Source organism: Nostoc sp. 'Peltigera membranacea cyanobiont' 210A, assembly GCF_002246015.1.
Taxonomy (GTDB): domain Bacteria; phylum Cyanobacteriota; class Cyanobacteriia; order Cyanobacteriales; family Nostocaceae; genus Nostoc.
In genome coordinates, this window is the sequence record NZ_NOLJ01000005.1 from 420,812 (window position 1) to 446,322 (window position 25,511).

Consider the following 25,511-nt stretch of genomic DNA (forward strand, 5'->3'; position numbering starts at 1 on the left):
CTCTAAAGCAGATAAAAAGGATACATTTATGTCTCGTCAAAAACGTACATACCGCGTTCTCGAAAAAGCTGAATTCAGAACGGCGGGACTTAAAGCCATCGATCCGACTATGGATTTTGGCGATGGGCGCAACTTGGAAAGTATGACACAACTAATTGAGCAATATCGTACCAAGATAGATGCTTATAATACTGCTCTAGCCACGATCGACTCTTCTAAAACTGAGATGGACGAATTGGACAAAAATTTAAGCGATCTAACTGAGAAAATGCTCATTGGAGTTGCCTTTAAGTACGGCAAAGACAGCTATGAATATCAGATGGCGGGTGGTGTTCGCAAAAGCGATCGCATCCGTAAAAGCACAGCAACACGCTTGAAAGCGACTTCAGAGGAAGCAAATACTAAGAGTGCTACAACTGTATAAAAGCGCCTCAGACTTAAGTCTGCACTATTGAAACAAAGCCTGTTTTTAGCAGCTTTTTAGGCACGAACAGGAGTTATGCAAAGTAGAACAAGAACTGCTAATCGCTGTCATGCTTTAATTTTAGATTGTTCTCTTGCCTAAAACAGCAAAGAAGGCAAAACTTAAGTAATTTTTTCGGCTGTGCATTTTACTTTAGTCATCAGAAACTTTACGTAACTCTATTGATGTAACTATAAGTAAAGTCGGTAAAATTCGTGAGGTTTAACAGATAGAAATTAACTAAGATTAGCTTTAAATAGCAGTCAATATCTGTTAAACCAAACAAATTTGTAATAACCGATGGATTGTTTATCAGCAAATATTGCTCAACATAACTTTATCCACTGATGAGCGACTTAAATAACCAAAAACTAAACCTCAAATTCCATCAGTTGCGTTTAGTTCCATATCTAGCGATTGGTTCTCTGATTTTTTATTTCAATTCCAACCTAGATTTAAACTACATAGTTAAAGGATATTTAGTCTTAATGGAATGTCAGTTATGTATAATCGTTATTTATTTTTTGACGGCAAAAATTACTAACAAAACACATAAATAATTAAAAAAAGGTCAAAAAGTTTGGTTGTATTATATGCCAATAGATATTTATTAGAGTTAATTAAGGAAGTAAATGTTATGAAGACTAAATCTACAGCAATTATACTTTGCTTTTTTGGCGGGTGGCTGGGAATCCACAAATTTTATTTAGGACAAAATGTAGCAGGTATTTTGTACTTATTGTTTTTTTGGACTTGTATTCCATCTTTAATAGCCTTTGTTGAGTTCTTCATCCTAGTTTTGATGTCAGATACCGAATTCAATACAAAATATAATCAAGTTATCGCAAGCACAGGTAGAGCAGTCTCTGCAAAAGATGCAACCAGTGCATTAGCTGATTTAAAAACTCTTTTCGATTCTGGGATAATTACCGCAGAAGAGTATGAAGAAAAGCGCCAAAACCTTCTGAAATATTTATAAATTAAAATCATTAGTCGATTTATGATGTCACAATCTAAATCTTGGTTTCAACAAACTCCTGCTTGGGTGTGGTTATCATTAATTCCGACATTGGGGGGATTTGCGATTGTCTATGCAGGTTACAAATCTAAGACGAAAACTTGGGTTCTTCTAGGAATTAGCATCTCTATTTTAGCTTTAACTTTATCTGCAAATGGTTTAGCTGTTGCTGTCTGGATAGCTCAAATTGGCATTGCGTTCTATCTCAAGAAATCTTATTTAATCAAAACTTATCCGAAAAATTTACCAATTCCAGAAGAACAAGAGTTAGCAAATTTAGTTGCGAATACTCGTGATAAAGTAGATATTAATGAATGCTCAAAACATGAACTAGTTAACTATTTAGGGCTACCGATAGTTTATGCAAATAACATCGAATCATTGATGAATGAGGGATACGTTTTTACTCATGTAGAAGAATTAATCGAAATAGCCGGAATTCCCGAAAAGCAGGTAAATCGAATTACACCACTGATTACTTTTAGCTACAACTACAAAAAAGAAGCTGATTTTTCTTGGAAACGATTAAACACATATTCAACTGATGAATTAATTACCTGTGGATTGGATGGCGCGATCGCACAACAAATTGTTGCCGAAAGGCAGCAACGAGGTGAGTATAAATCATTGATTGATGTGAAGCAGCGCACTGGATTACCGTTTAATACTTATCGTCACATAGCTTAGAGGATGTTTGAAAAGTTATCAAATATTTTTTACCCCACCCTAATCCTCCCCTTATAAAAGGGAGGGAACCGGATTTTCTTGTTTCCCCAATTGAAATGCACATACCAAACGAATATTAAAATCTTATAAAGGTGAGGGAACCCGATTTTCTTGTTTCCCCCCTTTGCAAGGGGGGATTAAGGGGGGTAATAATTCGATTAAAATCACAACATATCACTTTTCAAACATCCTCTGAGACTGTCGATTATCCCGCCTTTTTGCAAGGAAGCTTCACAGTAAATCGACTACCTTTGCCTAACTGACTTTCGGCGTGGACAGTCCCACCATGCAACTCGACAATTTTTTGCACCATTACTAATCCTAAACCAGTTCCCGAAGAACGATGGTTAGAGGCAGTTTCAACTTGCACAAAAGGTTGAAATAATTTAAAAAGGTCATCAGAAAGCATCCCAATACCAGTATCTACCACACTGATAAAGATATATTCATTGGTGGAACTTGGCTGGGCTTCAATCCAGACTTCGCCTCCTTCTTTAGTAAACTTGATCGCGTTAGTCAATAAGTTGATAAATACTTGGCGAATGCGGCGTTCATCGACTTGGATGGGTTCGAGTTCTTCAGGTATTTGTGCCCTCAGCCGAATATTTTTCTGGAAGGCTAAATCTTTGACAAAACTCAAGCAGAAGTCACATATTCCCGGAATCGAAGTAGCAGCTAGTTGCAGTTCTATTTTGCTGGATTCGGTGTCAGTAATGTCAAGGATTTGGTTAATTAATTCTAGTAGGTTCTTACCGCTAGATTCGAGCATATTTAAAGACTGGCGCTGTTCTTCACTTACAGGGCCGTATACTTGCTCTTTGAGTGCCTCTGTGATTCCCAAAATTGAGTTTAAAGGAGTCCTCAGATCGTGGTTGATGTTTCCTAAAAAGGTTTTTTTAGCACGATTTGCGACTTCGGCGATTTCTTGAGCCTCACGTAGCGCGGATTCTGCGCGTTTGCGATCGCATACTTCTAAAGTCAAAGCGACAATTTCCGCAATTGAGCTAACGAAGTTTTGCTCGCTCAGTTCCCATTTTCGGGGAATATCAACCTGTTCAGATAATACTGTTCCCACCATTTTCCCCCCAACCCAAAGACTGGTATCAATTAGGGATACAATATTATTTGGTTCGAGCAATTTATCCGATAATTCTTGTACCCGTGGATCGGTACGAGTGTCAGAGACGGCAATGGTACGAGAAGCTACTAAAGCTCTAAAGTAGATTAAATAATCTGCAAGGTTGCGTTCTAAACCTGCCGAATGTTTCTGATTGCTACGTTCATAGAGACTTATGCATTGTAGCTTGGTACGCTCGCTATTGAATAACCACACACTCACTCGTTCTACTTCTAAGGCATTGGCTGCTTTTTCTGTGATAACTTTGAATGCTGTTTCCAGATTTCCTTCAAAAATCGCTTTGTGATTTGCCAATTCTGTGAGTACTTGATAATGCTGCCCCAGTTTTTGCTCATTGTTAATGCGTTCTTGAATCTCTTGCTGTAATTCTTGAGTTTGCTGCTTAACTTGCAGTTCTAAATCTTCATTTTTGCTAATTAATGCAGTAAAAGTTTTGCGTAAATATTGCCCCATCTCATTCAAAGATTTACCCAGCACCTCTAGTTCTTGAATGCCCTGCACTTTCACCACTGAGTCTTCGCTGTTGTTAAAATCAGTTAAATCTTTTGTCGCCGTGCTGAAGTACAAAATTGGTTGAGTAATCCACCGAGCGGTGACAATCCCTAATATAATCGCTAGTCCCAACGCTCCCAAGCAGAGAAAAATGGTAGTTTGAATGTTGCGATTAATTTGTCCCATAAAATCTGCTTCTGGGACAGCCACGATCATCAACCAGTTGACATTTAGTTCGCCCTGTAATGGTCTAACTTCTAAAAATTGTCGTTTGCCGTCAAAATAAAAATCTAGTTGTTGTAAACTTTGAATTTGGTCAAAGTTATTAAATTTAGTTTTTAAGTATTTAGCGGTTGCTTGAGTCAAAGAATTTCCACTTTGGGAAGCTTTCAACCTAATGGGCTTACCATTTTGGAAGCGGAATGGTTCTTCGGTTGTAGAACTTGCAACTAATAGCCCCGATCGCTCCATAATAAAAACTTGCCCAGACTTGCCAACTTTGATGTTTTGCAGCAAATCCCCAATTTGGGATAAGTGAGTGAGAGTGCTGTTGACTCCGAGTAATTCCCCTTGGGAGTTATAGATGGGAAGAGAAGCACTAATCAGGAGTGTTGGTTCAGCGCGGGGTGTAAAAATCTGACTAAAGCTGAATTTTTTAGCGGTAACTGCTGTGAGATAATCAGGAAGCGATCGCGGATCATAGTTTTTAATCACCTCTGGTAATTGAGTACGTTCACCTTGAGAGTCAATTCTGTAAGTGTAGAGATCGTACCCAGTTGACTTTCCGGCTTTTCTGAGTAAAGATTGGCGATCGTTGAGCTTCTCTACCGCTAGATATTCTTGCTGTTCATTGCTTGCAGTTATTGCCAACGCATCTGGAAAAATCTTTAACTGCTCTATTAAGTATGACTCCCAGGTTGTCAGATTCTCTATCTTCAGCAACCCCATGTTAATTACATTTTGATTACTGCGTAGTACCTGACGCGGCGTTGCCAAATAAGTCTGTAAATTCTGCTCAACTCGATTGCCAACTTCATGACGTAATTCGCTAGCTACCTCATTGACTGCCTTTTGCCCGTTGCCGATTGATAAGTATGCGCTCAATCCCACAGCTAGCAAGATTTGCAGCAAAAACAACGCTACCAAAATGCGACTTAGAGGTACACCTTTAAACAGGGAAAAAACATTACTTTGCCCAGTATTTTTATTCATTTGCCCACTTTCCCTTCCTGTCCTGTAGTACTGAGTACAACACCTCTAGTTTGCTGTCCTGTGGGCTTATGCATAGTTTGTACTCGGTCGGGTCAAGTGCCAATATACCACTTCTGGTAAAAGAACAAAACGTTACTTAACTGCACTGTAGATTTTACCAGCCAAAATATGACTAACGTCCATCACAAAGACAAAGACGCGATAAATCGCCGTCTCTACAAAGAACTGATTATTTATGATTCCGTACAGAAAGTTTTTGTTCAGAAGATTTACGAGATGGGAACTCTAGCTAATAAGCTTAATTAAAGTATCCCATCTAACACTGCCAATCATGTCCCATCCTGCTCATTCCACATTGGGCCAATCTTCTTACCCTCGCTTAACTAGAAGCTTGAGTGCTGTTGAAAGTTGGGGCTTTGGTTTGACAGCTCATATTTCTTGGACAGCATTGGTTCCAGCGATTCATGCTGCTCTGGGTTCCCAAGCTATTTTTGTCTGGATACCTGCGGTGATTTTCGGAATGCTGCTCAACTACCAGGTAAAACGCTTAGGTATGCGTTTCATCAATGTAGCTGGAGGAACACCTAACTATGCTACCAAGCTACTGCAAAACTACCCAGGACTAGCTCGTTATGCAGCAATTGGATACCTCCTCAATTGGGTTTCTTACCTGTCAGTGAATACAATCGTACTCAGAGATTTAATTAAAGTAAATTTGGAGCCGCTGGGTATTGCCTGTCCAGACATATTTCTGGATATTAGCTTTACACTGTTACCCTTTATCGTGGCGTTTAGTGGGACTCGCGCCTTGAGTATTTTACATTTGTTTTTTGTCATTCCAGCCTTTGGATTGCTCATGACCTTCTGTGTGCAAGGTCTTGGCTGGTTGGCGTTTTCTCCTGTTAGTCCTGGGTTTTTTCCTAGCAATTGGTCATCTTTGAGCTTCGTGGATTGGGCAAAGTGGTTTTTTTTCGTCACCTATGCAACCTACAGCTGTGAAACAGCTTCTTCCTTTGTTGCCGATAGCCGCAACCCCGCTCAAACGCTGCGGTTTCTAGACGTTGCCGCCTGGATGATGCCACCCATATTTTTGGGAGGGTCTTGGGTAGTGATGCGGTTGGCAACAAATCCCAACCTGAAAGACAATGCTTTCCTAAATCTTGTGGCAGCTTCCCAGCCATTTTGGGGAAGATTCGCTGGTGTAAGTATTTCTTTTTTGCTAGTAGCTGCTTGTCTACTCGGTTCGGCAACGGTGGTTTCTAATTGCCCGCGAATTTTGTATCAACTGGCGTTAGATAACCATATTTCACCAGTATTTTCTGTTGTCTCCCGTCGGGGTGTGTTTGTCCCAGCATTGACATTGACACTGCTATTGTGCTTAATCTATCTGATTTGGGGAGATGTGGCGCGAATCGTCGCTGTTGGCAACATCGGTTGGTTTGTCTCCTTTATGTTACTGCATCTGGGGCTTTGGCTTCGGCGCGATCGCCCGGAAGTTTTGTTTCCTCGCATATCTCTGGGCATTCTGCTGTTAGAAGTTGTAGTGCTGTTCGTGGGCGGATTTGCCTGGGGTTGGCTCAACTTGCTGATTGGGCTATTATTTCCCATTGGTGTCCTGGGAATAGATACAGTGATTCGCCGTGTGAATTTCCCTCCATTCCATCCTGATTGGTGGATGCGGCGATATCGCACGCGCCCTGTAGTAATTATCAAAGATTCAGTAATTCTTCAGGTGAGTATCCTGATTTTTTTACTGTGCAGCGCCGTGGCAGTTGGCTGGTTATTTGGTGTCAAACTCAATAAAGTGGCGACTGCGGGCGGTGAGAATATATTTGTGGTGCTACTGATGAGTGTGGCATTTGTGGGAGTCGCGATCGCTTGTTGGACAAGTTTACCGCAAGTGGTGGCGATCGCAGAAGCAAGAGAAGCTGCCGAACACCTGTTTACTGTCGCCCAGGATGGTATTTTAGTAGTAGATAATCAAGGCATTATCCAGCAAGCTAACCCAGCCACCGAATCGTTTTTTGGTGTCAACCCATCTGAGTTACCAGGAAATCACCTCAACAAATGGCTACCTGCATTAGTCTACTATCCAGAGCAGTGGACAAAGCGTAGCGAACAAATTCTAATCGGTAACGGGAAAAATAGAACTCTGGAAGTTTCCATCTCAGATAGACCCCATCAGGATTTTCAAGAATATGTCGTCATTCTCCACGATATTACCCAGCGCAAACAAGCAGAGCAGATATTGCGATATTCAGAAGCACAATTGCGCCAAGAGGCCAAGCAGCTAGTATCTCAACTAGTGCATAGTGAAAAAATGTCCAGTTTAGGGCAGTTAGTAGCAGGTGTAGCGCACGAAATCAACAACCCAATCAATTTTATTTATGGCAATGTCGGCTATGCCAATCAATATATCCAAGATTTATTGAGACTGCTGCAACTATACCAGCAAAACTATCCTAATCCAGTAACGGAAATTCAAAAACAAACAGAAGCAATCGACTTAGATTTTCTAATTGCAGACTTGCCGAACTTACTAACTTCTATGACAGTTGGTGCGGAACGAATCACAGAAATTGTTTTATCCCTGCGAAACTTTTCCCGGTTAGATGATGCAGAGATGAAAGCTGTGAATATCCATGAGGGTATAGATAATACGTTGATGATTCTAGAACATCGCCTCAAACCTAAATCTAACAATCAAACAATTGAGGTGATTAAAGAATACGGCGACCTGCCATTAGTAGAATGTTATGCTGGACAACTGAATCAAGTATTTATGAATCTTTTAGCAAATGCGATCGATGCTTTAGAAGAGGCAGTGGAAAATGGTGAGTGGGGAGTAGGGGAAAAAGCGTTCTCTAATCCCCAGATACGTATTCAGACTCAACTCACTAGCGAAAATAAGGTAGTTATTCGTATTGGCGACAATGGTATAGGCATTCCCGAAAAGGTACAAAAACAATTATTTGAACCATTTTTTACGACTAAACCAGTTAATAAAGGTACTGGGTTAGGTTTATCTATCAGTCATCAAATTATCACCCAAAAACATCAGGGAAAATTAGAATGTATTTCTGCTCCTGGAAAGGGAACAGAATTTGTAATTGTAATTCCGCTAAACCAGCAAACTATCTAATTGTCAATATTATTTGACGTGGTTAAATTTTCACCCTTAGCGTTGCTTGCTATTTATTAGAATGTTAGGCTGAGATTTTCTGGCTAAACCACCTGTATAGGCTGTTAGCTAGAAAAAATCTGGCTATTGCTCCGATTTTGATACTTAGAGAGAAGAAGGAATTGGTGATGGCACGAAATAGAGCTTATCAAAAAGCAGAGCGGCGCATTGAAAAGGCACGGCGAGAGGGAGTAATAGAACTCGATCTCAGCAATATGAAACTTACTGAGGTGCCAGAGGCGATCGCATCCCTGACTCAATTGCAAACGCTTAACCTCTCCAGTAATCAATTGACGGCATTGCCAGAGGCGATCGCATCCCTGACCCAGTTGCAACAACTTGACCTCTCCTACAACGAACTGACGGCACTGCCAGAGGCGATCACATCCCTGACCCAGTTGCAAACACTTAATCTTTCCAGAAACCAATTGACAGCATTGCCAGAGGCGATCACATCCCTGACTCAGTTGCAACAGCTTGACCTCTCTCACAACGAACTGACGGAACTACCAGAAGCGATCGCATCCCTAACTCAATTGCAACAGCTTGACCTCTCCAACAACGAACTGGCGGCATTGCCAGAAGCGATCACATCCCTGACCCAGTTACAACAGCTTGACCTCTCCAACAACGAACTAACGGCACTGCCAAAGGCGATCGCATCCCTGACCCAGTTGCAAACACTTAACCTTTCCAGAAACCAATTGACGGCATTGCTAGAGGCGATCGCATCCCTGACTCAGTTGCAAACGCTTAACCTCTCCAGCAATGAACTGACAGAACTGCCAGAGGCGATCGCATCCCTGACTCAGTTGCAACGGCTTTACCTCCGCAACAACCAACTGACCGAACTGCCAGAAGCGCTCGCATCCCTAACTCAGTTGCAAACACTTGACCTCTCCAGCAACCAATTGACCCAACTGCCAGAGGCGATCGCATCCCTGACTCAGTTACAAAATCTTGACCTCAACAGCAACCAATTAACAATACTCCCACAAGAGATCGCTAACCTCACGCATTTGCAATCACTTTACCTCGGTGAGAACCAATTAACGACATTACCGGAAGTAATTAGCAACCTAGTATTGTTAAAAACACTTGTTATTAGCGTAAATCCCCTCACCAATTTACCGCAGTTTTTAGGCAAACTATCAAAGCTAAAAGAACTGTTTATAGGCAAGATACCGTTGAAAAATCTTCCTTGTTGCATCCAACGGCTCCAACAACTTGAGACACTTTGGGCTGGGGAATGCGAGTTGAAATGCTTACCTAACTGGTTAGGCGAATTAAAAAAACTAGATTCACTGTACTTACAAAAAAACGACCTGACTGACTTATCGACTTCGTTAAGTCAACTTTCTCACTTAAAGATACTCGAACTCGAAGAAAACCCCCTCAACCCTAACCTAGCTGCTGCATACAAACAAGGCACTAAAGCAGTCTTGCAATACCTGCGGGCACAGGCACAAGAAAAGATAACTCTGAATGAAGCCAAACTGATTCTAGTTGGCGAGGGTGAGGTGGGCAAAAGTTGTCTGTTGGGAGCTTTGCGGGGAGATGAATGGGTGGATGGTCGCCCCACAACTCACGGGATTGAAATTAAATCTGTAATCGTCACCGATCCCAATAGTGGCACAAAGATATCACTCAATGGTTGGGATTTTGGCGGTCAACGGGTTTATCGACCGACGCACCAGTTGTTTTTCAGTGCGCCAGCCGTGTATCTCGTTATCTGGAAACCACGGGAAGGCCCCCAGCAGGGCTTTGTCAAAGAGTGGATTACGCTGATCAAAAATCGAGAACCAGATGCAAAGGTGTTAGTCGTCGCAACCCACGGCGGCCCAGGACAGCGACAACCGGATATTGACAGACAAGAAATTCTCGATCAATTCGGCCAAGATACGGTAATCGATTTCTTCCATGTAGACAGCAAACCCAACCAGGATACGACGGATTGCGCTGGTCTTGCAGAATTAAAAGATACTATTGCTCGTGTCGCTGCATCTCTTCCCGAAATGGGGCGTTCCGTTCCCGCAAAGTGGCAACGGGTTCGGGAAACCTTACAGACAAGTGACAAAGCCTATCTTCCCTACAATGATGTCATTGCCATCTGCGCTAAAGAGGGAATCGATGAGGAGCAAGCAGAACTGTTCCTTCGGATCTCCCATATATTAGGACATTTCATCCATTACCATTACGACCCAACACTACGCGATATCGTCATCCTCAAACCCGACTGGCTGGCAAAGGCGATCAGTTTCGTGCTAGATGATGAAACGACACGCAAACGCAACGGTTTGGTGGAATTTGAGCATCTCAGCCAGTTGTGGAGCCATCCGCCATTTGCAGGCGAAGAAGGCTACCCCTCAAAATTGCATCCAATCTTTCTGCGGCTGATGGAACGCTTTGATCTATCCTACAAAGTAGTTTTCGATCCATCAGAAACTAGCAATACCAGCCTCATTGCTCAACTCGTTCCCGACACACGCTCGGAGACATTACCCAATTGGGGAGAGCAACCGGAAGCCGGAGATAGACAACAGGTACAAATCTGCCGCATTGTGGACAGTCGTGGACAGTTTGCAGTCGCAGAAGGATTATTTTACCAGTTGATTGTCCGGTTGCACAAATACTCACTGGGGCGGGCAAATTACGAAAACAGCATCCACTGGCAACGGGGCTTGATGCTTGATAATGACTACAACGGTCGGGCATTGCTGGAGTATGTTAATACCGATGTAAAAATCACAGTGCGGGCAGCTTATCCTGAACGGTTCCTGTCCTATCTCACGGAAGAGATTAAATGGCTAGTTGAAAACCCCAAGAATCCTTATTCTTTCAAAGGTTTGCGTTGTAACGTTATGGTTCCTTGCATTGAGCCTTGCGGTATGAATGCCCCTGGAAACGGACTGTTTGAGGTACAAAAACTAATTGAAAGTAAAAAGAAAAATCGTCATGAGTTCCCGTGTCCCATTTCGGGGTGTGGCGAATGGCAAAACATAGATCGACTGCTGAATAACGCACCGACTGCTCAACCCCCATCCCAAGAAATTATCATTGGGCAGCTTCGAGGCATTGTAAAAGACGAGTTAAACGTCATCCGCAAAGATTTGGTTATGTACGATCGCCTAGATCAAGCACGCTTTCAGGTATTATCTCAGGAGCAACGCACCATTTTAAGCCAAGTCGATCAGCAGTTTGCAGAACTAATGCAAATGCTTACCGATGAAGCAAAAGACGGCCCACGCCTGTTCAGCTTTAAGCCTGTCGATCCGAAATTTTTCGATCGCCCCAAATGGATCAGTGCCAAGTTTCAACTCACCCTCTGGTGCGAACACGCACGTCAGCCACTTCCAGCTTTAAATCCCAACGACAAGAAAAAGGGAGTCTATGAATTAGACTTACCGCGTGAGTGGTTCACCAAGGCAGTCCCCTATCTCAGAATTTTGACCGGAACCCTGAGCCTAGTCTTACCTGTGGCAGGTTCGGCAACTAAATTTATACTGGATGATACCACCTACAAAGCCATTGAAGAACAACTCGATTTGGGACAGAAAAGTATCGAGTCTACTTTAAAGGGAAGTGATATGGCTTTGGCTGGAAAGTCCAAGAGCGATGCCTCATTCTTGGAAGGCGATGCAATCCGCGCTCAAGGCTCGATTTTGCGAGAATTACACGCCTTATTGAAAGAAAAAGATCCTACTTTTGGTGGTCTAGTGCGGGTGCAGAACAAACGCCGTGAATTTCTGTGGGTTCATCCTCAATTTGTAGATGAATATTAATTGACAACGGGTATTAGAGGATGTTTGAAAAGTGTTTGGCTGTGATTTTAATTGCGTTGTTACCCCCCTTAGTCCTCCCTTGTAAAGGGGGGAAACAAGAAAAATCCGGTTCCCTCCCCAATACATACGGGGAGGGTTAGGGAGGGGTAAAAAATATTTGATACATCAATCACGACTTTTAAAACATCCTCTTAGAGCTATTTCGTAATTTTTCATGATTATACAGGAAACAGAGTAATGTTGAAGGTTTTTGCTGACCGTGGTGGTACATTCACAGATATTGTTGCTGTTACTAATAATCAAGCAATTATCGATGGAGTTTCAAAACATCCTGAACGTTTTTTAATTGTGACTCTGCCTAATCAGCAATGGATTATAGTCTACAAACTACTTTCAGAAAATCCCGAACAATATCAAGATGCAGCCATCCAAGGTATTCGAGATATCATGGGTATTGCTAGCAACGAACCCATTCTTACTGAAGCGATAGAAGTTGTAAAAATGGGGACAACAGTAGCAACAAATGCGCTGTTAGAAAGGAAAGGCGATCGCGTCGTTCTTCTGATCACCAAAGGCTTTAAAGATGCGCTGCGAATTGGTTACCAAAACCGTCCTAATATCTTTGCCCGCCAGATAATTTTACCAACGATGCTTTATGAGCAGGTTGTTGAGATAAACGAACGCTACGATGCTCATGGAAATGAATTAATACCTGTAAATATTCAACAAGTTAAAACTGACTTACAAGCAGTTTACCACACAGGAATTCGGAGTTGCGCTATTGTTTTTATGCACAGCGATCGCTATCCTGCTCATGAACAACAAATAGCCCAACTTGCCCAAGAAATCGGCTTTACGCAAATATCCGTATCACATCAAGTTAGTCCTTTAATGAAGTTGGTTAGCCGAGGAGATACAACAGTAGTCGATGCTTATTTAACTCCTATTCTGCGCCGCTACGTTAACCAAGTAGCGAATCAGTTACCCAGCGTCAAATTAATGTTCATGAAATCTGATGGCGGTTTAGTCGCAGCCGAACAATTTCAAGGAAAAGATAGTATTTTAAGTGGCCCGGCTGGCGGTATTGTTGGCGCAGTTCAAACTAGTAAAAGGGCAGGCTTCGAGTTAGTTATTACCTTTGATATGGGAGGGACAAGTACAGATGTTGCCCACTTTAAAGGAGAGTATGAACGACAACTAGATTCGGAAATTGCTGGGGCGCGGATGCGAGTTCCTGTATTAGCAATTAATACTATTGCTGCTGGTGGTGGTTCAGTTCTCTTTTTTGATGGTTCCAGTTATCGTGTTGGCCCTAAATCTGCTGCTTCAAATCCTGGGCCTGCTTGTTATCGACGTGGCGGGCCATTAGCGGTTACTGATGCCAATGTGATGTTAGGCAAAATCCACCCACAATATTTTCCCTCGGTTTTTGGAATTGATGGGAATTTACCTTTAGATAAAGATATTGTTATTCAAAAATTTACCCAATTAACTCAAGACATTCAAGCCGCTACATTAAATGATTGTACTCCCGAACAAGTAGCTGCTGGATTTATTGCGATCGCAGTGGAAAATATGGCGAATGCAATTAAAAAAATCAGTCTGCAACGTGGTTATGATGTCAGTCAATATGTGCTTTGTTGTTTTGGCGGTGCAGGTGGGCAAGTTGCTTGTTTAATTGCCGATACCTTGGGAATGAAAACAATATTCTTACATCCTTATGCTGGAGTTCTATCTGCTTATGGAATGGGATTAGCTGATGTACGAGCGATTAGAGAAGGAGGAGTTGAACAACCTTTAACTCAAGGATTAATCCCTCAACTCCAGCATTTAATGGGATATTTACAAACCCAAGCTAGAAGCCAAATAGATGAGGCACTGAGTCAAGTAGAAGTAATCCGAAAAGCTAACTTAAAATACGAGGGTACTAACTCTATCTTGACCGTTAATTTTGCCGATGATGTGGTAGTGATGCGACAAGAATTTGAGAGTGAACATAAATCACGCTATGGTTTCATTCAATTAGATAAAAACTTAATTGTCGAATCTGCTTCAGTGGAAGTAATTCAGAAAATGGATACTCCTGAAGAACCTTTAATTATTTGTACTCGACCTTTAGATAAAGACCCCATATCTGTTGAGACAGTAAGGATATTTACTGCTGATGGATGGTATAATACTCCTGTTTATCGAAGGGAAGATTTACAACCAGAAGATAGTATTAATGGACCTGCGATTATTATCGAAAAAATTAGCACAATTGTAGTTGAGCCTAACTGGCAAGCGAGATTAACTACAAAAAATCATCTAATTTTAGACCGTAAATATTAATTAATTTATCAGAATTAGTCTGTAATTTACAGGATAATCAATATCAAGTACCTTGTAGTAAACCTAAATAAAAGTTAAATGTCACCTTACGTTTATCCGGTTATTAAAACCCTTCCTTAAATGAATAAATTTGTTGTTGATAGGGCAAATCTAGCTATGAAATCATCTATATAAATAAAATCTCAATATGTACACAACATCTAAACCCGATCCCATCCGCTTAGAAATATTCAAAAACCTCTATCAATTTATCGCCGAACAAATGGGAATTGTGTTGCAAAACACAGCCACATCCGTGAATATCAAAGAAAGGCTGGATTTCTCCTGCGCTATTTTTGATTCATCGGGATTATTAGTAGCAAATGCCCCCCATATTCCCGTACATTTAGGCTCAATGAGTGAAAGTGTCCGCAGTTTAATTAACGATAAAGGCGACACCCTAAAACCGGGAAATGTTTATCTATCTAATAACCCCTATAACGGCGGAACCCACCTTCCTGATGTAACTGCAATTACCCCTGTTTTTTTAGAGAGTTATGAAAATACTCCATTTCCCGCTCCCCTCTTTTTCGTTGCTTCTCGCGGACACCAAGCAGATATTGGTGGAATTACTCCCGGTTCAATGCCTCCCCACAGTACCACAGTAGAAGAAGAAGGAATTCTCTTTGATAATTTTCTCTTAGTTGAAGAGGGCAATTTTCAAGAATCCGCAGTCAGACAGCACCTCTCAAATCATACTTATCCTGCTCGTAACCCCGCTCAAAATATAGCCGATTTCAAAGCCCAAATTGCCGCAAATGAATGGGGAGTTCAAGAACTTTGTAAAATGGTTTTACAATACGGGATTGATACTGTTCAAGCTTATATGAAATTTGTGCAAGCTAATGCTGAGGAGTCTGTTAGACGTGCGATCGCAGTTCTCAAGGATGGCTCATTTACTTATAAAATGGATGATGGTTCACAAATTCAAGTTAAAGTAACTATTAATCCAGAAAACCGCAGTGCTACCATCGATTTTACAGGTACTTCTCTACAACTAAATAGTAATTTTAATGCTCCCAAAGGTGTAACTCAAGCCGCAGTCTTATATGTCTTCCGTACTTTAGTTGATGATAATATTCCTCTCAATGCCGGGTGTCTTAATCCTCTAGAAATTATTATCCCGGTTGGTTGTATGCTCAACCCAACCTATCCAGCCGCAGTAGTCGCAGGTAATGTAGAGACTTCTCAAACTATTGTTGATGCTTTATATGGTGCTTTGGGTGTTATGGCTGCTTCTCAAGGAACGATGAATAATTTTACTTTTGGTAATGAGCAATATCAATATTATGAAACTATCTGCGGCGGCTCTGGCGCAGGAATTGATTTTGATGGTACTGATGGTGTTCATTCTCATATGACTAACTCCCGTTTGACCGATCCAGAAGTTTTAGAAACCCGTTATCCTGTACTTTTAGAAAGCTTTAGTCTTCGTCCCGATAGCGGTGGCGAAGGAAAATATTCGGGTGGTAATGGAGTTGTCCGCCGCATTCGATTTCTAGAACCGATGACAGCTAATATTCTCTCTGGTCATCGGCTGGTTCCTCCCTTTGGATTAAATGGTGGGGAAGCAGGAAAAGTAGGACGCAACTGGATACAACGTCAGAATGGAATTGAAGAAAATTTAGATAGTACAGCAACAGCAGAGATGAAAACTGGAGATGTTTTTGTGATAGAAACTCCTGGTGGCGGTGGTTTTGGGAAATGCCCTTAAATAATCAAAAATTGCTATAAGCTAGCTTCAACTTCCCCAGGAAATTGAGCATCGCCGAAACCACAGCATCCGGCGACTCAATCAAGAAGCCGTGACCTCCACGTTCGATGACTACAAGTTCAGCGTTGGGAATACCTTGAGCAAGTTGTTGGGAAAACTTTAGCGGGGTGAGAATATCTTGTTTACCAACCATAACTAAGGTAGGACAATGAATTTGTTGGAGGCGGTCTATTGTGTCACTATTAAGGATGGCTTGGCTGTGATGATAGAGTGAATGAGTTGCAGGTGGGAAAGGATATCTGATCGCAAATTCAATCAGCCCTTCGATCATGTCAGGAATTGAGTAGAAGGCATCTGTAAATATCCAGGGCAATATGACTTTTTCGTAAAGTTTTAGGTCTACATTACTAGGAAGTTCGCCCCACGTTTCAATGATGCTGTTGAATAATGCATCACCCTTTGCCAAAGATGAGAGTAGCATCAGACTTTTTATCTTTTCAGGGTGCGCTAACACTAACTCTTGAGCTATCTGACTACCCATTGAATGGCCTGCTAGATGTACCTGATCAATTCCGATGCAATCAAGCAATGCTGCAACATCACTAGCCATCTGTTTCAAACTATAGGGGTTTTCGGGAGCAGAACTTCTCCCCATACCTCGGTTATCCAAGCGAATGACTTGATACTGCGAAACCAGCGATGGCATAATTAGCGACCAATAAGCATGATCGCAAAGAAAGCCAGCTATTAATAGCAAAGGCTCACCCGTTCCCTTAATGTCGTAGAACAAATCAATCCCGTTAATCTGAACCTTGGGCATAGTAAATAATTCGGCTAAACCTTATTTTTAAGTAGGGATAGACAAGGCTCAACTCCTACGTCTTGAATTTCTCGTCCACCGGAATCTGATAGCCATTGGCGAGGCGATTGGTCATATTGGCAGTGGCTGCGATCGCCATTAGTTCCCCAAACATAGTATCATTCATACCCTTGGCACGTGCTGCCGCTGTATGGGAAGCGATGCAGTACTCACAGCCATTGGTTGCACTCACAGCAATATAAATCAGTTCGCGCATCAGTGGATCAATCTCACCAGGGCTAACCATCACTTCCTTTAGCGCTTGCCACGTTCGTTGTAAAGTGGGGGGATGGTTGGCTATGGCTTTCCAGAAGTTATTGATGTAGTCATTCTGACGTGTAACGCGGATGTCGTCATACACTGCACGTACTTCGTCGCTGGCTTCTTCGTATTCGATCAGCTTAGTCATGTTTTAATTCCATATAGTTTCCCCAGCGAGTGGGAACCCCTAGATTGTAATACTGAGTTGCAATTAAAGATAGTAATATCATGTCCTCTTGGCGTCCATAGGTGAAAATTCTACATCGTCTACAAACGACTTGGCATAGACTAGCATTTCTTGGGCGTTCTACTAGAACAGACTAAACAGGAAATTTACACTATCTTGTCAGAGAAATAGGTGGAGTAGTCCATGAAAAAATTCCTACAGCGTATTAAAGCATTACTCAAACGTATCCTCAAGAAGTCTGCATCCAATTCTCATCAACCATCGCCTCTAATAAATACTCGATTAGAAACTTCTATTCCAACCGTTTCTCCCCGATGGGAATCTGGTTTAGTGCTTGTGTGTTCGCAATGTGCAAACGAGCGGTTAGGCTCAACGGCTTCCGAAGATTTAGAGAATTGGTTGAAATCTCGTTTAAAGTTTGAGGGATTATGGGGTGATTTTCGGGTGGTTAGCACCAGTTGTTTAGGAGTTTGTCCCCGCATGGGCATTACCGTATTTATTGTAGGTAATGGAAGTCACGGGAATAGTCCATGCTTAATTGTAAATCCTCGAAGCGATCGCGAACTTCTCTATTCATATATCAAGCAGAATAAAGACTGACTCCAAAGGTTGTTTATCCTGCACTATATTTTACTCAAGTGGCAAATAAAAAAGGGGGTGAATATTTTAATTCACCCCTTTTTTCAGGGCATCAGGGAGGTAAAGAATACTTATCCAACCTAAAGAATTATTCTTTTAAACGAGGTATATTTGGTCTGACAAAGGTGGCTGAGGAATTAGCACTTCGAGCATTAGTGCTTGAAGAAGCAGTAGTTGGCGAACTGAGATTCAAGAAATCAATGAGTTTAAGGGTACGATTACGAATTTTCCAGCGCCCATTCCTGTTAACGACTTGATCTTCATAAGTGCCATTAGCAACATCAATGCTGGTTTCTGAGCGTTTGTGAGTCGCATGGAGGTAAGAAGTCATCGTTGCTTGATTATTTTGAACTGAAATGTTTATTGTACCCATCAAGTGTTGAGTAGCTGTATAACCATTTCCTTGGAATACTGAATAGACAAAATCTGCCCAAGAATCTGTCCCATAATTTGTTTGAGTTGCCCCATCAGGAAAAATGGCAGTGAGAACTGAATCTTGAGTAAAACAATCCCGATAAATATTCTTTCCTTCTTGGAGATTTCCTCTACCAATAGCGTCAGTTCCCAGAGCGTAACAGGATGTTAATTTTTGAATTTCTAGTTCTGCATTAGGTTGAGTTGCACTTGCTATTTCAAACCTACCTCCAATAAACAGCACAAGAGCAACTGCAAGCACAATCAAAGTTATACGATTTAACAGAAACGAAATAGCCTTTGAAACTATTCCCCCATTTTCTCTTCTTTTTTCCACAAGATGACTTCCTTAATTATTTACAATTTTCGCATCTTGTACTTTCCCACAAACTAAAGTTTAGGCTAATCATTTTTAGCTTATGAAAACTGGCAATATGCTTGCAGATGTTGCTAGCAATTATGTTTTATATCCGCTAGAAAAGCTCTTTTCTAGTAAATAACAAAGCTAGTATGTACAAGATTTGATGTATACAATTAGTTATAACAGTTAATTAATAAGATACAAGTGTTAATTGTAACTAAGTTTGTGTTGATTTGATTAAGTAATAAAGTTACTACTTACATAGTTTGATTAACAGCAAAATGAATTTCAGTTTGCCAATTTTCAGAAATTAAATAAAATTACTCTAGCAATCCTGGAAGATTCATGATAAGCTACTCAACTTCTTAGAGAAGATGAGATGAGTATCTGCGGCCACAACTATCAAAAGTTCCTTATTCTCCCAAAATGGGAATAGAAATTATAAATTGTGTTCCTTGTCCCAAAACTGATTCACAAGTCAAATTTCCAGCATGATTTTCAACTATAATTTGCCGACTAATAGATAATCCTAATCCCGTACCTTTTCCTACACATTTGGTAGTAAACAAATTTTCAAAAATGCATTCTTTAACTGCTTCAGGCATTCCTTTGGCATTATCTTGAATCTTAATTACCACCTTGTCATTATCTACTTGTAGACAAGTCTCAATAATAATAATATTCGGATGCTTTTCTTGAATTTCTAAAAAATCACGACCGATATTTGCTTCTTCTAAAGCATCAATTGCATTTGCAATAATATTCATAAAAACCTGATTTAATTGTCCCAAATAGCATTTTACTGATGGGATATCTGCATAATTCTTAATAATTTGAATGGCAGGACGATTATGATCGGCTTTCAGACGATGTTGTAAAATCATCAAAGTACTATCAATACCTTCATGGATATTAGCTAATACTTTAGAGGTAGTATCAGCACGAGAAAAAGTACGAAGAGACGTACTAATATTACGAATGCGCTGTGTGCCTACCGTCATGCCATCAATCATTTTTGGTAAATCTTTTAGCAGAAAATCTATATCTATCTCTTCAGCTTTTTCTTCAATTTCAGTGCCAGGATTGGGGAATTTTTCTCGGTACAGTTGCAGATAGTCTATTAAATCTTTAACATTATCTTTTGCTTGGACAATACTACCTGTAATAAAACCAATGGGGTTGTTTATTTCGTGTGCTACGCCTGCAACTAAATTTCCTAGAGAAGACATTTTTTCACTTTGGATAAGTTGTAGTTGTGCCTCTTGTAAATCTGTTATCGATTGTTCTAATTCCTTAGATTTGTCTTGCGCCTTTGTGTACAAGCTGGCATTTTCTATGGCAATAGCCATTTGAGAAACTAAGACTTTTAATACCTCTACCCTTTCTAAAACAAAAGCTCCTGATGATAACTGGTTTTCTAAATAAATAATACCAGTTAGCTGTGATTGGTACATAATGGGCAAACAAAAGATTGATTTTGTTTGAGATTTTTGGATATAGATATCAAAATTAAAAGGCTCTGTAGCTATTGCATCATTTAACACAATATATTGCTGAGTTCTGAGAACATAATTAATTACAGACAGCGGTAAATCTTGATATGTTTCAACAGGAATAGAACGTAAAACCGTCACCACATCGTCAGTAGCATTTCCAGAAGCTTCAATATATAGATGATTATCTTTAAGTAGGAGTAGTGCTGCTTTTTGTGCGGCAGCATTTTCTAGTAAAATTTGGATCAGCTTACCCAATAGATTTTCTAAAACAATTTCATTAGTAATCGCTTGTGAAAACTTGATGAATGCATTAAAATCTAGAAAATCGCTCAAGCTACTATTGGTAGTAGTGTTAGTAGTAATATGAGTGGTATCAATTTTTGAACTAGTGTTCTCTATGGTAGTAGTTTGTCCTACTAGAAATACATACTTTGATTCTAAGTGTTTAACTTTGGCGATCGCACCCCAACGAATATAGGCATAATAAGCTTTAGTTATATAAGTTTGATGAATTAATTCTTTACCTAAAGATTGATAGAATTTTCCAGCTAACTCGTATGCTAAAGCTTCTTCTTGAAGAAAACCGTTTAATTGAGATTTGGCAATCGAGTTTTCATAATAGTCCATTGCTTCTAGCTTTTGACCCAAAACCTGATACCGTTCTGCCTCCACGAGATAAAATCTGTGTAAGTGATTTGTGGGAGCATGAATAGCCCAGAGTTCCATCTTTTGCTGATTAGCTTGGACTTTTTCTAGAATAGCTTGCTTCTGAGACTCTTTAGCAGTATGATAAATTCCTAAGTGGGCTAAAGAATCGTAAAAATAAAACACTGGAACAACAAACAAGCCTGTAACACCACCTAAAGATTTTTCTGCGATCGCAGCATTTTCTACAGCTTTAAAATACTCCCCAAATAGATAAGAGAGCATTAACTTATTAACAAATAAATGGTTAATTGTGTAAAGGTCATTTACTTGCTGATGAATTGGCAACATACTTTGTTCGTCGTAAGCTTCTCCAATTAAACAATCCACATTTTCAAAACTTCCTTTCAAGTTCAAAACTGTTTGCAAATACACTGAGTTCCAAGTGAAGGCTACTTGTTGCTTGATTTTTTTCAGTGAATCACAATAAGCTATCAGTTCTTTTTCTAAAACCCAAAGTTCCTTACCCATCCAAAATGAATGATAGGGATAAATGTAACCACAATAACCAGCATATTCTAAATCTCCAGTTTCCAGACCACTAGAATATCCTGACATTGATGATGTTAATGTCTCTCTAATATGCTCTTTCCAATGCATAACATGGGCACTAACAACCGTCAGAATTTTCGCCTTGAGTTCTTCAGCATTAAATTGTGACACCAGACGTGAAGCTAATTTCCCAAATTTATAGCCAGAATCAATTTCTCCTTGAACTCCACAAAGAAGTAATCCATAAAGACTATAACCATAAGCAGATACAGCTGTATTTCCATAGCTTAAGGACAAATTGACCATTTTACAGACAATAATTGGCATCATTGCAGGAGCAGTTTGAAAAGCCGCAGGGAGAACTCCCATTAAGATTCTCATCGCTGCAATCTTGTTAGGATCGGTCATTAATGGTAAATTAATTAAATCTGCGATGGCTTTCCCTTTCAAAGAAACAGCAATTTCATCCATTCCCTGTTGAATATCAGTTGATGTTGGTTCATCGGGAAAACTTATTCCTAACAATTGCAGAATTGATACTGCTTTTTGAATGGCTTCCAGTTGTTTGCTTTGAATGATAGAAGCGATAATTTGTACTTCATAGACTTTCACTTTATCTAAAAGAATTTTGGCTTCTTGCTGCACCACATCAGCCCATTTTTGCATCTGCTCAAAATCACCACCCAGATAAGCTGCCTCTGCGGCTCCTTCATATAAACCGATGGTTAAGGTATATTCAGTTTGCCAAGCATCTATATTTAAAAGTTCTATCCCATTTGTGAAGTATTTAAGAGCAGCTTCGTAAGCTGTAGAAGCTTTAGCTTTTCGTCCTGCAATTAAATTTAATCGTGCCAATTCAGTTTTTTCAGATTGCTCTATCAGGTTAACAATACCTACATTCAACTGATTGACAATATCAAAAATATTAGCTTCTATTTCCTCTTTAGGTATATTTTGGAGAAGCAATTGCCCAATTTTCAGGTGAGTAGATTTCTTTAGTTCTTCTGGAATCAACGAATATGCTGCTTGTTGTACTCTGTCATGCAAGAACTTGTAACCCACCCGTGAAGTGTCAAAATTTAAATTAACCGCTTCTTCTTGATTAAAAACTAAAGGAATGCGGTAAGCTTCACTTAAAGGCAGAATTAATCCCGCTTGCAAAGCTGAGTGTAAATCATTTGCTGTCAAAGAAGGTGATTTTTCATTGACTATCGATAAAACATCCAAACTAAATCTGTCACCCACACAAGCTGCTAATTTTAAAACATCTTGAGTGAACTGTGGTAGTTTTTCAACTCGGCTGGCAACTAATTCAACTACATTCTTGTCGGTAATTCCAATCGCTTGAATATCCTCTAGACTCCATTGCCATTTAGCATTAGCAAAGTCAAAGGTTAACAGTTTTTCTTGATGAAGTGCCTGAATTAGTTGTGTGATGAAAAATGGATTTCCACCTGTTTTGTTACAAATCAACTCAGCTAGTTTAATAATTTCTTGATTAAAGACTCCTGTTTGTTCATCCTGCTTCACCTCTATTTTTTGAAGAGTTTCGGCAACTAGCTGAGTTACATTGCCTAAATTCAAGGGTTGCAATACAAGATTATTAACAACCGTGCCACTATTCTTAATCTCTTCTATCTTTTGGATTAAAGGATGTGTTGAACTAACTTCATTATCTCTATATGCACCAATAAATAAAAAGTATTTGCTATCGGTATCAGTTATGAGCAGTTGAATTAGATTTAAAGTAGCTGAATCTGCCCATTGTAAATCATCTAAAAATATGACTAATGGGTGTTCTTTTTGAGTAAAAACTTGAATAAATTCTTTAAAAACATGATTGAAACGATTTTGTGATTCTGTTGCCCCAATTTGGGCAACTTCCGGCTGTGTCCCGATGATTAATTCTACTTCTGGAATTACGTCAGTAATGACTTTTCCATTTGTTCCTAAAGCTGATAATATTTTATTACGCCATGTTTCTATTTTCTCATTATTCTCGGTCAGCAAATACCGCATTAAATACGCAAATGCTTGAATTAAAGAAGCATAAGGTATATTGCGTTTTAACTGGTCAAATTTACCAGAGATAAAGTACCCTTGTCTGCGAGTAATGGGTTTATTAACTTCATTGACTAGAACTGATTTGCCAATCCCAGAATAACCAGAAACTAGCATCATTTCACTAGTTCCAGATGTAACTCGCTCAAATGCAGCTAAAAGTTCATTAACTTGTTCTTCACGACCATATAATTTTTGAGGTATTAATAGCTGGCTCAATATATCCAAACGACCTGGCACAAAATCAGTAATGATTCCCTTAATTTCTAACTGCTTGAGACATGATTCTAAATCTGCTAATAATCCTGTAGCACTCTGATATCTGTCTTCCGCATTTTTTGCCATCAGCTTCATCACAATCTCAGAGATAGCGGTAGGAATTTGTGAATTTAATGATTGCGGGTTTCTCGCTTGAACTGCAATGTGACTATAAACTACTTCTAGGGGGTCTTGGCTAACAAATGGTGTTTTATCAGTGAGCATTTCATATAAAGTCACACCAAGTGAATAAAAGTCAGTACGATAATCAAGAATGCGATTCATTCTCCCAGTTTGTTCAGGAGACATATAGGCAAGTGTGCCTTCAACGCAGTTAGGGTTATTAAATTGGGGATTTTCTTTATTGAGACGGGAGGCTATACCAAAGTCAGCGAGTTTAACAATACCTGTCTGGGAGTTAATTATGATGTTATTTGGTTTGATATCTTTATGAATAATCTGATTATTATGCAAATAATCTAAAGCTTTAGTTAGTTGAATAGCAATCTTTAGATGGTTAATTAAGTCAAGTTTTTTTGTTTCTAGAATTTGAGATAAAGACTGACCACCAAAGTCTTCTAACAATAATCCCACACGGTTTTGAAAGGTTTCTAGACTGATAGCTTTAACTATATTGGGATGGTCTAAACCTTGCTGAATTTGATACTCATTTTTAAGGCGAGTAAAGGCTTCAAGGGTCGGATATTCATTTTTAAGCAGCTTGAGGATAACTCGCTGTTGCGTCTTTGGCGTTTGTGCTTGATAAATAATTGTTTGGATTCCTTCGTGGAGAGTCGAGTTGATTTGGTATCCAGTACGATTTGGCATTGATTTTTGATTATAAAGTTATAAAATTAGCATCATCCCTGTTCTATCGTGAAAGGGATTCTAGTTTAATTATTCCCAGTACGTAGAAAATTATTAACATTGCGCTTCAGTATTCAAGGGTTGTAAATTAAAAAGCGATTATTTCCTGGTAACGGAAACTAGCGGCTAAAATCTGACTGTAACTTTTACGCCAACCGCAGATAAGGACACTTCTGTAAAAATCCAGATGCCTTGTTATGGGCATCCAAATTATGAGTATGCGTTGGCGTAGGTCGAATAATGCCACCAAATAGGTCATCCAACCCGTAGGGTGTAAAAAATTGCCATTGTCCTTGAGCATTTAGTCGAACTCCCACAGCAGTAGCGGTGTGCAGCCAATGTGTGATGCCATCCTCTGTACTAGTATAAGGTCTGCTACCAAGACGCCAACGAGCAAAACTGGCTTGATTTTTAACATCAAACTCGTCATCAGGAAATTGTTCTGTGAGAGTAGCTTTTGCTGCTAGTTCTTGGGAACGGTTCCCCTCTATGTCAAAGAATGCAATATCAAAATCTTTAATACCTAAGCCACAGTCATTGCCAAAAATTGAAGACCAAACGGTGTTTCGGACTGCACCCCCTGCTAACCACCAGTTAGGTAGATTTAGTTGAGCGATCGCAGGTAATACTGTATTAATACGTGTATCAGCTAAAATCATCTGTAGGCGAGTGTTACTATTCATATCAAATTTCTGGGATTGTCAAGTAGAAGGTGAAAATATTATCATTCACATTTCATTAAACTTACGGTGTTGATATAGGACTCCTATTTGATTTTTGAACGGATTTTAGAGATAAATCCTTGCTGGATATGC

Annotated in this window: 14 protein-coding genes; 8 read left to right on the forward strand and 6 right to left on the reverse strand. The window is 40.0% G+C overall.

Annotated elements, in window-relative coordinates:
* Positions 1 to 28 precede the first annotated feature (28 nt).
* From CDG76_RS17950 to CDG76_RS17965, 3 genes are all read left to right on the forward strand, one after another.
* Positions 29 to 424, forward strand: a complete 396-nt coding sequence (locus CDG76_RS17950) for a hypothetical protein (protein ID WP_094350316.1) — start codon at positions 29 to 31, stop codon at positions 422 to 424.
* A gap of 619 nt (positions 425 to 1,043) precedes the next feature.
* Positions 1,044 to 1,442 carry an NINE protein gene (locus CDG76_RS17960; RefSeq protein WP_223265269.1) on the forward strand — a complete coding sequence of 133 codons (399 nt, stop codon included), beginning with the start codon at positions 1,044 to 1,046 and terminating at the stop codon, positions 1,440 to 1,442.
* 21 nt (positions 1,443 to 1,463) lie between these two features.
* On the forward strand, positions 1,464 to 2,168 hold the full coding sequence (locus tag CDG76_RS17965; protein WP_223265270.1) for a helix-hairpin-helix domain-containing protein: 705 nt from the start codon (positions 1,464 to 1,466) through the stop codon (positions 2,166 to 2,168).
* Positions 2,169 to 2,412: 244 nt separating this feature from the next.
* On the opposite strand, the gene CDG76_RS17970 is transcribed toward CDG76_RS17965, so the two are convergent.
* Positions 2,413 to 5,049: a sensor histidine kinase gene (locus CDG76_RS17970; RefSeq protein ID WP_094350320.1), complete on the reverse strand. Its 2,637-nt coding sequence runs from the start codon at positions 5,047 to 5,049 to the stop codon at positions 2,413 to 2,415.
* A gap of 331 nt (positions 5,050 to 5,380) precedes the next feature.
* Here CDG76_RS17970 and CDG76_RS17975 point away from each other — a divergent pair, with 331 nt between their 5' ends.
* The 4 genes from CDG76_RS17975 to CDG76_RS17990 all read left to right on the forward strand — a co-directional run bounded on the left by CDG76_RS17975 (position 5,381) and on the right by CDG76_RS17990 (position 16,096).
* Positions 5,381 to 8,191, forward strand: a complete 2,811-nt coding sequence (locus CDG76_RS17975; protein WP_190240886.1) for an ATP-binding protein — start codon at positions 5,381 to 5,383, stop codon at positions 8,189 to 8,191.
* Between the two features lie 167 nt (positions 8,192 to 8,358).
* A complete protein-coding gene (locus tag CDG76_RS17980; protein WP_094350322.1) occupies positions 8,359 to 12,012 on the forward strand; it encodes a leucine-rich repeat domain-containing protein in 3,654 nt (1,217 codons plus the stop codon).
* A 237-nt stretch (positions 12,013 to 12,249) separates the two neighbouring features.
* A complete protein-coding gene (locus CDG76_RS17985) occupies positions 12,250 to 14,343 on the forward strand; it encodes a hydantoinase/oxoprolinase family protein (RefSeq protein ID WP_094350323.1) in 2,094 nt (697 codons plus the stop codon).
* Between the two features lie 187 nt (positions 14,344 to 14,530).
* The gene (locus CDG76_RS17990) at positions 14,531 to 16,096 is read left to right on the forward strand and encodes a hydantoinase B/oxoprolinase family protein (protein WP_094350324.1); all 1,566 of its coding nucleotides are present in this window, start codon (positions 14,531 to 14,533) and stop codon (positions 16,094 to 16,096) included.
* Positions 16,097 to 16,100: 4 nt separating this feature from the next.
* Here CDG76_RS17990 and CDG76_RS17995 read toward each other — a convergent pair whose 3' ends face one another.
* A complete protein-coding gene (locus CDG76_RS17995; RefSeq protein WP_094350325.1) occupies positions 16,101 to 16,916 on the reverse strand; it encodes an alpha/beta fold hydrolase in 816 nt (271 codons plus the stop codon).
* A 55-nt stretch (positions 16,917 to 16,971) separates the two neighbouring features.
* Positions 16,972 to 17,364: a carboxymuconolactone decarboxylase family protein gene (locus CDG76_RS18000; protein ID WP_094350326.1), complete on the reverse strand. Its 393-nt coding sequence runs from the start codon at positions 17,362 to 17,364 to the stop codon at positions 16,972 to 16,974.
* A 222-nt stretch (positions 17,365 to 17,586) separates the two neighbouring features.
* Here CDG76_RS18000 and CDG76_RS18005 point away from each other — a divergent pair, with 222 nt between their 5' ends.
* Positions 17,587 to 18,003, forward strand: coding sequence for a (2Fe-2S) ferredoxin domain-containing protein (locus tag CDG76_RS18005; RefSeq protein WP_094350327.1), 417 nt, complete (start codon positions 17,587 to 17,589; stop codon positions 18,001 to 18,003).
* A 127-nt stretch (positions 18,004 to 18,130) separates the two neighbouring features.
* On the opposite strand, the gene CDG76_RS18010 is transcribed toward CDG76_RS18005, so the two are convergent.
* The 3 genes from CDG76_RS18010 to CDG76_RS18020 all read right to left on the reverse strand — a co-directional run bounded on the left by CDG76_RS18010 (position 18,131) and on the right by CDG76_RS18020 (position 25,379).
* Positions 18,131 to 18,793, reverse strand: a complete 663-nt coding sequence (locus CDG76_RS18010) for a nuclear transport factor 2 family protein (RefSeq protein WP_094350328.1) — start codon at positions 18,791 to 18,793, stop codon at positions 18,131 to 18,133.
* 437 nt (positions 18,794 to 19,230) lie between these two features.
* Complete coding sequence (locus tag CDG76_RS18015; protein WP_094350329.1) at positions 19,231 to 24,657, reverse strand: trifunctional serine/threonine-protein kinase/ATP-binding protein/sensor histidine kinase; 5,427 nt, start codon at positions 24,655 to 24,657, stop codon at positions 19,231 to 19,233.
* 185 nt (positions 24,658 to 24,842) lie between these two features.
* Complete coding sequence (locus tag CDG76_RS18020) at positions 24,843 to 25,379, reverse strand: nucleotidyltransferase family protein (protein WP_094350330.1); 537 nt, start codon at positions 25,377 to 25,379, stop codon at positions 24,843 to 24,845.
* Positions 25,380 to 25,511 lie beyond the last annotated feature (132 nt).

Excerpts from the sequence above, each read along its gene's own strand:
- CDG76_RS17980 (WP_094350322.1), top strand. The coding sequence starts at position 8,359 with ATGGCACGAAATAGAGCTTATCAAAAAGCAGAGCGGCGCATTGAAAAG.
- CDG76_RS18015 (WP_094350329.1), bottom strand. The coding sequence starts at position 24,657 with ATGCCAAATCGTACTGGATACCAAATCAACTCGACTCTCCACGAAGGA.
- CDG76_RS17950 (WP_094350316.1), top strand. The coding sequence starts at position 29 with ATGTCTCGTCAAAAACGTACATACCGCGTTCTCGAAAAAGCTGAATTC.
- CDG76_RS18005 (WP_094350327.1), top strand. The coding sequence starts at position 17,587 with ATGAAAAAATTCCTACAGCGTATTAAAGCATTACTCAAACGTATCCTC.
- CDG76_RS17990 (WP_094350324.1), top strand. The coding sequence starts at position 14,531 with ATGTACACAACATCTAAACCCGATCCCATCCGCTTAGAAATATTCAAA.
- CDG76_RS17985 (WP_094350323.1), top strand. The coding sequence starts at position 12,250 with ATGTTGAAGGTTTTTGCTGACCGTGGTGGTACATTCACAGATATTGTT.
- CDG76_RS17975 (WP_190240886.1), top strand. The coding sequence starts at position 5,381 with ATGTCCCATCCTGCTCATTCCACATTGGGCCAATCTTCTTACCCTCGC.
- CDG76_RS18020 (WP_094350330.1), bottom strand. The coding sequence starts at position 25,379 with ATGAATAGTAACACTCGCCTACAGATGATTTTAGCTGATACACGTATT.
- CDG76_RS17965 (WP_223265270.1), top strand. The coding sequence starts at position 1,464 with ATGATGTCACAATCTAAATCTTGGTTTCAACAAACTCCTGCTTGGGTG.
- CDG76_RS17995 (WP_094350325.1), bottom strand. The coding sequence starts at position 16,916 with ATGCCCAAGGTTCAGATTAACGGGATTGATTTGTTCTACGACATTAAG.
- CDG76_RS18000 (WP_094350326.1), bottom strand. The coding sequence starts at position 17,364 with ATGACTAAGCTGATCGAATACGAAGAAGCCAGCGACGAAGTACGTGCA.
- CDG76_RS17970 (WP_094350320.1), bottom strand. The coding sequence starts at position 5,049 with ATGAATAAAAATACTGGGCAAAGTAATGTTTTTTCCCTGTTTAAAGGT.